Source organism: Micromonospora sp. RTP1Z1 (assembly GCF_033804685.1).
GTDB lineage: Bacteria > Actinomycetota > Actinomycetes > Mycobacteriales > Micromonosporaceae > Micromonospora.
The window spans coordinates 44042-54669 of record NZ_JAPFQV010000044.1 but is presented as its reverse complement, the minus strand read 5'-3'; the positions used below and the strand labels follow the sequence as shown (position 1 = coordinate 54669).

Below are 10628 nucleotides of genomic sequence, written 5' to 3'. Positions count from 1 at the left end.
CGCCGACCCACGCCGCTTCCTGCCAGGCGGTGTCGAAGTCGTCCTGGTGGCGTTGGTAGGCGTCCAGGGCGGCGAGCCGCTGGGCGATGAACTGCTCTCGCAGCGCCCGGGAGGCGGCGACGAACTCCGGTGAGCCGTCACCGGTCGCTGACCAGGTGATCCCTCGGCTGGTTGCGCGCCACGGCCGTTCGCGTCCTTCAGCCAGTTCGGGTGCGGGCTCGACGAGGCCCCACTTGGCCAGCTGGCCGATGTGATAGCTGATGGATGCCGTGGACTCGCCGGTCCGATCGGCCAGCTTTCGACCGGAGGCCGGACCGTCGACGGTGAGCAGTTCGAGAAGTTTGAGCCGGATGGGATGGGCGAGCGCGCGCAGCGCCTGTGGGTCGGTGAGTTGCTTCTTCTGACCGGACGACATTGAGCCAACATAGCTTGGCCAACACTTCTTGGCCAAGCTATGTTTTGGAAGTATCACCGAACCACAGCGAAGCTGGCTACGACTTGATCCGCTCGGGCCTGGGGCCCAGTCGCGTCGTTCGTCGCCGCCCGTGCGGCGATCAACAGAGAGCAGCCCACCGGGAGACTGCCGATGCGGCGGGGCGAACATCCAGGTGCTACTCGAGTTTCGGGGACTGCGCCCAAGATGGGGGCCGCCGAGGGCGCCGGCGAAGGCTCGTGATCGATGTCATCTGTTGCGCATCGGCAGCCGAGTTCGGCGCACTCATCTCGGCACGTCCGGATGTGTGCACCCAGCCGTTCACCTTCGTCGCCGGTATCGGGCCGGCCCTGATCTTCGTTCGCGCCCGGTCATGAACGACCGCGCGCGGACCGCCGCATGATGCAGTCCGGGGCAAGGCCACCTTGCCTCTCGCCCCGGCTCAGGCCCACGGCGGGAGGAGTTGCCGGAGTAGCCCTCCAGAAGGATCGGATCCAGGTACCGGACCGGGACGCGATCGTGAACCGTGATTTTGCTGGTGCGGTCGCAGGAAACGCAGGCGACCAGGAGCAGGATGTCGAGGAGTTTGCCGTTGGCATTGACGCGGAACTTGCCGTCGCCGGTGCTGGCGAGGCCGGAGTGGCAGTGGACGCAGCGGAACGCGAGCAGGGGAAGGTGCGTGCGCCGAAGGGTCCAGGACGGAACGATATGAGGACGCGTAGACATGATCCCTCTGAAGACCTGACGGAAGGCATGGGGAAAGAGCCGACGGCGACGTCGGCGACCGATGCACGGGGAAGGCGTCAGGTCTAAAGAGCAGGCGGCGTCACGCGGGGTGAAGTCCTCTCGTGAGTGGATCGGAGGAGAAAGATCCAGTTGCAAGGTAGGGCGGGACGGGCTGGCGAGGCCACCCATTTTGTCTTGGTGCCGAGCACTGAGGGGCAGGGTCGGCGAGCTGGGCATCGACCACGCGTCGTTCGCCCCCGCGGCCCCTGTCTGCCGCGTTCCGGCCGCCCCCGTGGGACTTGTTCCTCCCGCTGGCCTTCGCCCTGTCCTTCGTCAGCCTCGCGGGGACGACCGCCGCCTACCTGCCACGGCGAATTGGTGAACAGAGAGGATAGGAGCAGCCGCCTCGAAAGCCCGAGCCCGCACATCCGTCGTCGTCACGGCGGCGCTCGCATCGCGGCCATGAGCGGACGTCCAGGGGGCGGCGATAGACTTGTCCTGCCCGTTCACCGATCATGAACCTCATGGAGGACCAGCAGGCGCCACAGTCGGCCGAGGGTGAGGCGAAGGTCATCACGCTCTGCGGCTCGACCAAGTTTGAGGCTGAGTTCGCGGAGGTCAACCAGCGGCTCACGATGGAAGGTTGCATCGTGATCAGCCTCGGAATGTTCAGCCTCCCCGATCTGCCGGACTACGACTGGACAGTCGACAGCTCGGACCTGAAGGGGCGGCTTGGCGGCGTGCACTTCCAAAAGATTCGCATGGCTGACGAGGTGTACATCGTGGATCCGGGCGGCTACTTAGGTGAATCAACCCGACGGGAGATTGCCTACGCGGAGTCGCTCGGCAAGCCGGTTCGGTATCTGAGTCGCGAGCGCTTGGCGCGAACGGGAGACGGCCCCCAAGAGTGAGTCCGACCGGGCGGTCCGCTCATCGGCAGATCCGGATGGCCGCCCGGGGGCGTCACCCGAACTTCGTCCATTGCCCTTCGGAGACCACCTCGACGGAGCCGTCGACGACCTTGATGGCCGTCTGTTCGTCGATGGCATAGGCCGGGACGCCGAGGTCAGCAGCCCACCGCTCCGCGTCAGCGAGGGTGTTCTCTGGGAAAGCGTCCAGGTGCGGGAAGATCGAGAAGTCGACGACTCCCAGGGTGCGGTCGTCCGGCGCGGACGGCCACTCGACGAAGTCCTTTCCGATCCGGGGCGTCATCACCATGCTTCCCGCACTCACGCCCACCCAGACCATGTCGGGCAGCGAAGGCAGCAGATCGGCCAGTCCGGACTCTCGCATCCAATGACACAGATACGTCGCGTCGCCGCCGTCGACCAGGAGCACGTCGGCCTCCCGGATCCAGGGGACCCATCGCTCCGCGCGGATGGTGGGCAGCGCGGTGAGTTCCAGCACGCCCAACGACTTCCAGCCCAGGTCGCACATGGGTGACGGGCTCCGGCCGGCGATGAAACGCCAGGCCGAGGCGGGGTTGCACATGGGGTGCCCGTACTCCGCTGTGGGAATGCAGAGGGCATTGGCGTCGCCGATCGGCTTGCCGAGAAGCTGCACGAGCGCCGAGTGGATGCTGGGGTTCGTGACGCCACCTGATGTAAGCAAGAGCTTCAAGGTGCCTCTGAATTCGCACGCGGAAGGGTGGATGTGCCTGAGACCAGGCACCGAGCCGGGCTCATCGTAGTTCGGGTCTCCTCTTTCGGAGGTCCCTCAGATTGCCAGGCGCGATCGGCCCCGCACCCGGGTCCTACTCACACAGCACGTGCACCCGACTCAGGCACGCGGGATGCCCATGTCACGACGACCGCTCATCGGCAGATCAGGATGCCTGCTCGGCTCAAAGGCCAGCTACCGAGCGTGACCACTCGCGATCAGTGCGCGCGCACGGACGGCGGCAGATGCGGATGTTCGTCTTGTTGACGTGGCGGCTTCTATTCGTCGGCGTCTGCTCGGCCGTTGACCCCAGGTGGGGCGATCTGCTTGGCTGCGTCCGCGACGACCTTGCAACTCCCACTCGAGAGACCGGAGACAGTTATGTCCTTCACTGCCGCGATCAGGTCGGTTCTTACTCAGTACGTCGGCTTCACGGGTCGGGCCCGCCGGTCTGAGTACTGGTGGTTCGCCCTGTTCACCGTCCTTGTTGGTCTTGCCGCTGCCATCCTGGATGGTGTGCTGGGAACGACTCTCGGCTCGGGGCGCGGGTCCACCGGTGTCATCGGCATCATCGTCAACCTGGCGCTGCTGCTGCCGACGCTGGCGGTCGCGATGCGACGCTTGCACGACACCGACCGGTCGGGGTGGTGGCTGCTGATCGGACTGGTGCCGATCGTGGGCGCCATCGTCCTGCTGGTGTTCTTTGTGTTGGACAGCACGCCCGGGACGAACCGTTTCGGCGCCAACCCCAAGGAGCGGCCGCTGCCCGCGCCCAGCATGGCGTGACCATCCCAAAATCTTGACCGCCTGGCGTCGCTTGCCAGCTTCAAGTGCAGCAGGCTGGCCGGTTTGCCTCACCACCGGCCGGCCTGCTCTTGCCCAGAGCGGACCGGGCGGGCGCCGCCTCGCGATCTGCGGCAGTCGAGGATGTTTACGGCGGCATGATCGTGGCGCCGATTCCCGACTCAGGCACCAGCACTGGTGAGCGCGGCGACCGCTCGGGCAGCGGCCGCGCGAACCCTCGGTAGCGGATCGTCTCGAAGCTCGGCCACGGCCGGAAGCAGATCGCCGAGGAGGTGTCGAGCCACAACCTTCGCCGCCAATCGCGCTCACTCGGGGGAGTGGCCGGGCGCGAAAAGGCTGGCGCGCTTAAGGTCGGCTCGGCACGGCAACCTTCGCGAGACCAGGACGGGCAGGACATGGACCAAGGCACCCGCGACGAGATGCTCGGCCGCCTGGCTGAGGCAGTCGGGTCCGTCACAGTCGCACACCCGACGCGGGTTGCCATCGACGGACCGCCCGCCGCCGGCAAGACCACCCTCGCCGACGAGCTGGCCGTCGTCTTGCGCGAACAGGGTCGCGATGTCATCCGCGCGGCGATTGACGATTTCCTCTTCCCCCGGGCACAGCGCTATCCGCGCGGCGAGTACTCGGCCGAAGGCTGCTACTTCGACACCCACGACTACAACGCGCTGAACCGGGTTCTGCTCGATCCGCTCGGCCCGAGCGGAGATCGACGCTGCCAATACGCGGTCTACGACCGCACAGCGGATACTGCGCTGTCCCCGCCGGTCACGACTGCCCCCGCCGACGCCGTGCTGATCTTCGACGGCGTCTTCCTCATGCGCCCGGAACTGATTGATCGATGGGATCTGCGCATCTTCGTGTCGACCGCGCTCGAGAAGACCGTGGATCGTGCCGTGATCCGAGAGCGCCGAGTGTCATCTCGGGCCGAAATCGAACGGCGCTGGCGCGAGCGTTACATCCCCTCCCAACAGTTCTACTTCGCTACGGTCCGCCCGACCGATCACGTCGACATCATCGTGCACAACGACGAGCCCCAGCAGCCGGTCTGGGAGACCCAAACACACTGACCGCACTCAATTCGGCATGTCCGGGAGCTGGGCGACCCAACTCGTCGTGACGTTCCGTAGCGCGCTGATCGCGGCAGATGCACATGATCATGAAGGTGCTGATTACGGCGAGTTCGGAGGCTTGGCCTTTTGCGGGTAAATGGTCTCGTGACGGGCCAGCATGGCAACGAACTCGCTGATCTTCCGCTCGCGGGTCTGCGCCCGTTTGACTGCATTGACGCGGTGGATGAGAGCGAACCGGTTGGTTTTGGTGAGTACGTCGAGCATGGCCTGGGCGGCGGGGTCGGCAGCGATGGCGGCGAGTAGGTCGGCCGGCACCTCGGCTTCCGACGGCGGGGCGTAGGCGGCCGCCCACCGCCCGTCCGCTTTCGCGGCTTCTACCGCGGCGCGGCCTGGGGGCAGCATTCGCCCCTGCGTCTCGAGCCGGGCCACGTGGGCGACGTTGCGTTGTGACCAGGAACTGCGGGGCCTGCGAGGGGTGAACCGGATCCAGGAGGTTTCCTGATCCCGTTTACGGGCCTGCCCGTCGATCCAGCCGAAACACAGGGCCTCGTCGACCGCCTGCTGCCAGGTCAGCGTCGTGACCGTGCCGCCCTTCTTGGTCAGGGCGAGCCAGACACCGGGCGACGTGGCGTGGTTGGCCGACAACCACGCACGCAGCGCCTCGGCGTCCGCAACGATCAACTCATCCAGTTCGGCGCTGCCCATGACTGCAGGCTATCGCTGCGCCGTGGCCGCAGCCTCTGCCTGTTGGACCGCCCGACTCGGCGGGCTGCCGGCGCGCCGGTCGCTCGGCGGACCGTCGGGGGCAGGACCTCGACGCTCAGGACGGTCTCGACGTCGGGCCGGCATGTCGGACTCCTCGTGCACGTGTCGGTTGCGGCGAGCGTCGTCCACGACCACGGGCCTCTGCCAATCGCCAGCGCCATCCACGGTGGCCGCCAGACGCCGTACGAGCCGGCCACGCCCGGCGATCCAGCCGTGCACCTCAACCGCTCGGTCTGCGGCTATGAGCGGACGTCCGCGCACTACTCGTTGATGAGCTGCTCTCGAAGAATGTCTGCGTGCCCACAGTGCTGGGCGAGCTCGCGCAGCACGTGGAGATACACCCACCGCAGCGGAAGCGGGCCCCGCCGGTGCCCGTGAAGGATGTCGTCCAGACCCAGGGATGACGTCGCATGGCGTGATGCTTCGCAGGCTTCGCGGTGTGCGTGCTGGACGGCGGCGATCGTGTCGTCGTCATCGAGGATGAACGACTCGTCTGACGTCGCAGGGATGCCGATCTCAGCGCGCGACCGGCACGTGACGGCTTCGTCAAACCAGACCTTCTCGACGAAGGTCGCGTGCTTCACAAGACCCAGCAGCGTGGTCCGGGAGGCCACCAACGATCGGCGCACCTGTTCCTCTGTCAGCCCGTCCAAGCAGCCGTTGAGCGCGCCGCGGTGCTCGTCGAGGAACGCCTCGAACTGGGCACGGGCTGGCTGTGCGACGACCTGGTCGGCGAAGGTAGGCGGGTAGGAAGGCATGGGCGAAGCATTCCAGACCGTCGCCCAGGAGCAACTAGCGGACATCTGCGCGAGCGGTCGGCTGACTTGTCGGTCTCGCAGGTGCGGCCCCTGACGCCCGATCGGCGGCAGATCCGCGCACCCGGCTGCAGCAAGGGCCGGAACTGGCGGTACAGCGCGATGGTGCCGATTGGGCACGTGGGGTATCAGCTCGGATCGGTGACTTCGTCCGCCGTGGCGGGCGAGGAGTTCGGAGAGCGCTCGCTTCGAGACGCACATCAACCGGGCGGCGGCGACGCTGGGCGGACACCGTCGCGCCCAGCTCGTGGTGACCGCGTTCCGGACCGGCTTGGTCCTGCCGTGGCGGCTTGGAACAGCGCGGCTGTTGACCTGAGGTGTGCGGTCAGCTCCGCTGGACCGCTGACTTCGAACGGCAGCCCGATCGACGCCAGCCGGAGCGCGTGCCATTCGGGGGTGTCCGGCGGTGCGTGCCACCGGCAGGTTCCGTCCGGCTGGTCGGTTAGGGTGCCCGGCGGCGGCCCGCCGAGACGGTCCACCACGTGGGCGGCCGGTGCGTGGATCACTACGTCGGCCGGGTACGTCGGGGCCATCTGCATGGTCCGGCTGGCGACGAAGGCAGCGACGTCCCCGCCGGGTACGTCCCTCGTGGCCGCCCGGGCACCGGTCGCGGCGAGCGTCGTGACCCGGTCCAGTCGGAAGGTCCGCCAGTCGTCGCGGTCAAGGTCGAAAGCGAGCAGGTACCAGCGCCGCCCTGCCGTCACCAGGGCGCGCGGCTCGACGTGCCGGCCCTCGTCGCGGTACTGGAACCGCAGCCGCTCGTGGTTGGCGATCGCCGCGGCGGTGACGACCAGCGTGTCGGGGTCCACCGGCTCCGCGGCCAGGGAGAACGGGTGGGCCACAGTGGAGGAGGCCAGGGTGTCGACCCTGCGGCGCAGCCGGGCCGGCAGAACCTGAAGCAGCTTGCGCATCGCCCGCACCGCAGCCTCGTCCACCCCGGCCACCGGCTGCGCCGCCGCCGTACGCAGCCCGATGGCCACGGCGACCGCCTCGTCGTCCTCCAGCAGCAGCGGCGGCATTGCCACGCCGGCTGTCAACTGGTACCCGCCCAGGCCGCCCTGCTCCGCGTGCACCGGATAGCCCAGCTCCCGCAGCCGTTCGATGTCGCGCCGCACGGTTCGGCCGGACACCCCGAGCCGCTGCGCCAGCTCGCTTCCCGACCACAGCCGAGGGGTCTGCAACAGCGACAGCAGGGACAGCAGTCGGGCACGCGCGTCGGACATGGCTGCCATTGTGCCGCTCGATTAGGACGGGAACTGACCTATACGAGATCTACCGTAGGCGCAGTTCGCTACGACACGAGGGAGATTCACCATGAGCAGCACCGCGCCCGCCGGGTACACGACCGCCGCGCCATGGATCGTCACGCCGGACACCGGGCAGTTGCTGGACTTCATCACCGCGGTGTTCGACGGGGTCGAGCTCGGGCGGGTACGGCTGGAGGACGGGACCATCGGCCACGCCGAGATTCGCGTCGGCGACACCATCCTGCTCGCTTTCGACCAGCAACCGGACTGGCCGGCCATGCCGTCGCTGCTGCGGGTCTTCGTCGCCGACGCCGACGCTACGACCGAGCGCGCGGTCGCCGCGGGAGCCCGCGTGGTCACCGCACCGGCCACCCACGCCTTCGGTCAGCGGGGCGGCCGGGTACGCGACCCGTTCGGCAACATCTGGTGGATCAGCACAGTGGTTGAGGACGTCGCACCCGAGGTGGGAATGCGGCGGCTCGCCGAACCGCCGTACGCCGAGGCGATGCGCGACGCGCAGGAGACCCTGGACCGGGAGCTGAGCGGCCGCACCGACAGCCTCGTCAGCCGCCCACTGATCGGCTGAGCCCCGTACCTGTCCAAGACGCTACGTCGCGAAAGCTTTCCCGCACCCAGGATCCGCCCCGCGCCAGTATCCGGCTTCAAAAACGCACTCTTCTCGGCAGGTGAGTGCGCCGCCACCATCGCTCGATCCTCATCCAGGGGTTGACCTGCTCAAGCTGTCGGCTGGCGCCGATGCTCATCGGTTCCGGCCGGCCGGCTTGGCTGTACGGATGGCTGTACGGCCAGGCCAGGGACCGTCAGCCCGCGTTCCGCCGATCCTGCTGTGGTCCGTCAGTGGCTTCGACGGCTAGCTCCTGATTGACGGACACTGCCGTCTGGCCGCAGCCCTCGCTGAGGGTATCGAACCATCATTCCTGGTCTTGGCCATCGGCTCAGACCCCGAAGTCGACCACGAGTGGCTCGACCACGCCGCCGCTCACGTCGAACTGCTGGATCGAGTGAACGAGCAGGCTGTGCGGGGCCGCGCCAACGCGCTGCGGGCCGCAGATGCCCTCACACGTCGGTTCGCCGACGTGTGCGCTGACCTGCCCCAAGAGGGAAGGACCCGGGCCTGGCCAGTCCGAGGCGGCGTGCGGGCCTGGGAACAGCAGGCAGCGAGCGTGGCACGCGGCTGGTTGGCGAATGTGAAGGAGGAGTAGCGCCACGCGGCGCTCGCTCTGCGGCATGTCCGGACGACCGTTGGCAGGGGCGGACATCTGATTATCGAGGCACTACTGCTCGCAACGCCGACGCGCGAGATGGCCGGTGATGTCGGCGGCAATCTCGACCGTCTCAGGCAGGACCTGCATGATCCGGCTATATACCTGCTCTTGCTCCGAGATCGGCAATTCGAGATAAGCCGAGATGGTCGAGAGATGGCCAACGTAGTCGCGAGCACTCATCGTCAAGCGCCGCTCGATCAAGGACTGCTGAACATCGGTGAACCACTCAGACCGTTGGAGCTCCGTACCCGGCCACTGCATGTCATGTCCCGGAGGCGTCCCATCTGGAGACGGAACCTCGTCGCTCTCCAAGAACGGTGCCCGGGCCGCGCGAACAGCTTCCTCCACAGCCGGGTCAGCCAGCTGGACTGGTCCACCGAACGAGGCAAACACGCCACCCGGCTCCAGCAGCGCGGCCATGCGCGACCACCGACCCTCCGGGTTCGTCCAATGCAGCGCCGCTGCCGCATAAACCAGCCCGTAGCTCTCGCCCGCTCGCAAGTCCTCGAAGGCGGCTTGCACGGTCTTGACGGTTGCTGGCACGTGCTTACGCAGCTCGGCGAGCATGGCCCCGTCAGGCTCGGTCGCGGTGACCGTGACCCCCCGTTGAGCGAACAGACGGGTTGCTTTGCCTGTCCCAGCGCCAATCTCGAGGGCAGTCCGAACCGGCCGACCCGCGTACGTCATCACCATGTCGAAAAGCTCCACGGGATACCCCGGCCGGAACCGTTCGTATGCTTCCGCCACCACTCCGAAGCTCAGTGCGCGACCAGGCATGCCGAGCATCCTGACACGATCTGCGCCGTCAATGCTCGGTCTTTTCGGCGACCCAGCCGCCGCGATCACGGGCAGCGAAACGCTGAAGCAACGACGATCGCTCATCGGCACGGTCGGACGGCTTTGGCGCCATGGGCCGCTTAGCTTCGAGGTGATCGAAGCCCCCGCATCGACTGTCAGCGCCGCATCAGTGCGAAGACCCCCCAGCCAAGGTACGGCCGCAGGTAACGGACGTACCGCAGCGGGGCGGTATCAAGCTCGATACGAAACTCGCCAGCCAGTTCATCGTGCGGGTTCGCGTTGAGCCAGTTGCGCACGGTGATCCACTGAGCGGCGACGTACCGGTCCCAGCTGTCCTCGTCGGCGAGCACCATCTCGACCAGGTCCCACCCCAGCTGTCCGAACAGCTCGACGAGGCCGGGCAGGTCACGGTAATCCTCTGCGGCGGAGGCGTGGCACCCTTCCACGGTTGCCTGATCTGGTGGAGCCGCTTTCCAGAACGGCTCGCCGACGAGCAGCATCCCTCCCGGGCAGATACTGCGCTGTAGTTGAGCAATGGTGCCGGCGATGCCGCCGCCGATCCAGGTGGCCCCGATGCAGGCGGCGACGTCGACGGGTGTGGCTGCCACGTACCCGGCGGCGTCGCCGTGCCGGAACATGACCCGGTCGCCGACACCGAGTTCGACGGCACGGGCTCGGGCGTCGCCGATCGAGACCGTGCTGATGTCGATTCCGGTACCGATGATGCCGTGGTCACGGCTCCAGGTGCACAGCATCTCCCCACTGCCGCAGGCGAGGTCGAGCACGCTCATGTCTGTCTGCAGGTCGATGGCCTGGCCTAGCGTGGCGAGCTTTTCGGCGGTTATGGGGTTGTGGATGCGGTGGTTACGTTCCCGGATGGTGAAGTTGCGCGGAAGATCCACTTCTAGAGTTCCTCACGTCGATGGTGCGGATGGTGACAAGGCCAACGCGGATTGACGTGACGGACACACGCATAAAATGCACCTCCAAGGTCATGTGAGGCCAGAAGGTAGGTGCTCCGG

Annotated in this window: 13 protein-coding genes; 4 read left to right on the top strand and 9 right to left on the bottom strand. The window is 67.2% G+C overall.

Annotated features, from left to right (window positions below; all coding sequences use genetic code 11):
- Together SLP03_RS21290 and SLP03_RS21285 are read right to left on the bottom strand one after the other, a co-directional pair.
- The coding region (locus SLP03_RS21290) for a winged helix-turn-helix domain-containing protein (RefSeq protein WP_319462384.1) at positions 1-415 on the bottom strand (415 nt) is incomplete at its 3' end.
- A 339-nt stretch (positions 416-754) separates the two neighbouring features.
- The gene (locus SLP03_RS21285; protein ID WP_319462383.1) at positions 755-1159 is read right to left on the bottom strand and encodes a DUF1062 domain-containing protein; all 405 of its coding nucleotides are present in this window, start codon (positions 1157-1159) and stop codon (positions 755-757) included.
- A 524-nt stretch (positions 1160-1683) separates the two neighbouring features.
- On the opposite strand from SLP03_RS21285, the gene SLP03_RS21280 reads away from it, so the two are divergent.
- Positions 1684-2070 carry a hypothetical protein gene (locus tag SLP03_RS21280; RefSeq protein ID WP_319462382.1) on the top strand — a complete coding sequence of 129 codons (387 nt, stop codon included), beginning with the start codon at positions 1684-1686 and terminating at the stop codon, positions 2068-2070.
- A 52-nt stretch (positions 2071-2122) separates the two neighbouring features.
- Here the strand turns inward: SLP03_RS21280 and SLP03_RS21275 are convergent, their stop codons facing one another.
- A complete protein-coding gene (locus tag SLP03_RS21275; RefSeq protein WP_319462381.1) occupies positions 2123-2779 on the bottom strand; it encodes a Type 1 glutamine amidotransferase-like domain-containing protein in 657 nt (218 codons plus the stop codon).
- Positions 2780-3199: 420 nt separating this feature from the next.
- Here SLP03_RS21275 and SLP03_RS21270 point away from each other — a divergent pair, with 420 nt between their 5' ends.
- On the top strand, positions 3200-3604 hold the full coding sequence (locus SLP03_RS21270; protein ID WP_319462380.1) for a DUF805 domain-containing protein: 405 nt from the start codon (positions 3200-3202) through the stop codon (positions 3602-3604).
- A gap of 413 nt (positions 3605-4017) precedes the next feature.
- Positions 4018-4692 (top strand): cytidylate kinase family protein, encoded by a 675-nt coding sequence (locus SLP03_RS21265; RefSeq protein WP_319462385.1) that lies wholly within the window; start codon positions 4018-4020, stop codon positions 4690-4692.
- 102 nt (positions 4693-4794) lie between these two features.
- Here SLP03_RS21265 and SLP03_RS21260 read toward each other — a convergent pair whose 3' ends face one another.
- The 3 genes from SLP03_RS21260 to SLP03_RS21250 form a co-directional block, all read right to left on the bottom strand.
- The gene (locus SLP03_RS21260; protein WP_319462379.1) at positions 4795-5400 is read right to left on the bottom strand and encodes a YdeI/OmpD-associated family protein; all 606 of its coding nucleotides are present in this window, start codon (positions 5398-5400) and stop codon (positions 4795-4797) included.
- Positions 5401-5720: 320 nt separating this feature from the next.
- Positions 5721-6218 (bottom strand): DinB family protein, encoded by a 498-nt coding sequence (locus SLP03_RS21255; protein WP_319462378.1) that lies wholly within the window; start codon positions 6216-6218, stop codon positions 5721-5723.
- 257 nt (positions 6219-6475) lie between these two features.
- On the bottom strand, positions 6476-7498 hold the full coding sequence (locus SLP03_RS21250) for a YafY family protein (RefSeq protein ID WP_319462377.1): 1023 nt from the start codon (positions 7496-7498) through the stop codon (positions 6476-6478).
- A gap of 91 nt (positions 7499-7589) precedes the next feature.
- Between SLP03_RS21250 and SLP03_RS21245 the strand changes: the two genes are divergently transcribed.
- On the top strand, positions 7590-8108 hold the full coding sequence (locus SLP03_RS21245) for a VOC family protein (RefSeq protein WP_319462376.1): 519 nt from the start codon (positions 7590-7592) through the stop codon (positions 8106-8108).
- Positions 8109-8478: 370 nt separating this feature from the next.
- Here the strand turns inward: SLP03_RS21245 and SLP03_RS21240 are convergent, their stop codons facing one another.
- From SLP03_RS21240 to SLP03_RS21230, 3 genes are all read right to left on the bottom strand, one after another.
- The gene (locus SLP03_RS21240) at positions 8479-8640 is read right to left on the bottom strand and encodes a hypothetical protein (RefSeq protein WP_319462375.1); all 162 of its coding nucleotides are present in this window, start codon (positions 8638-8640) and stop codon (positions 8479-8481) included.
- Positions 8641-8817: 177 nt separating this feature from the next.
- Positions 8818-9690, bottom strand: coding sequence for a class I SAM-dependent methyltransferase (locus SLP03_RS21235; RefSeq protein ID WP_319462374.1), 873 nt, complete (start codon positions 9688-9690; stop codon positions 8818-8820).
- 71 nt (positions 9691-9761) lie between these two features.
- Positions 9762-10508, bottom strand: a complete 747-nt coding sequence (locus tag SLP03_RS21230; RefSeq protein ID WP_319462373.1) for an SAM-dependent methyltransferase — start codon at positions 10506-10508, stop codon at positions 9762-9764.
- Between the last annotated feature and the right edge of the window lie 120 nt (positions 10509-10628).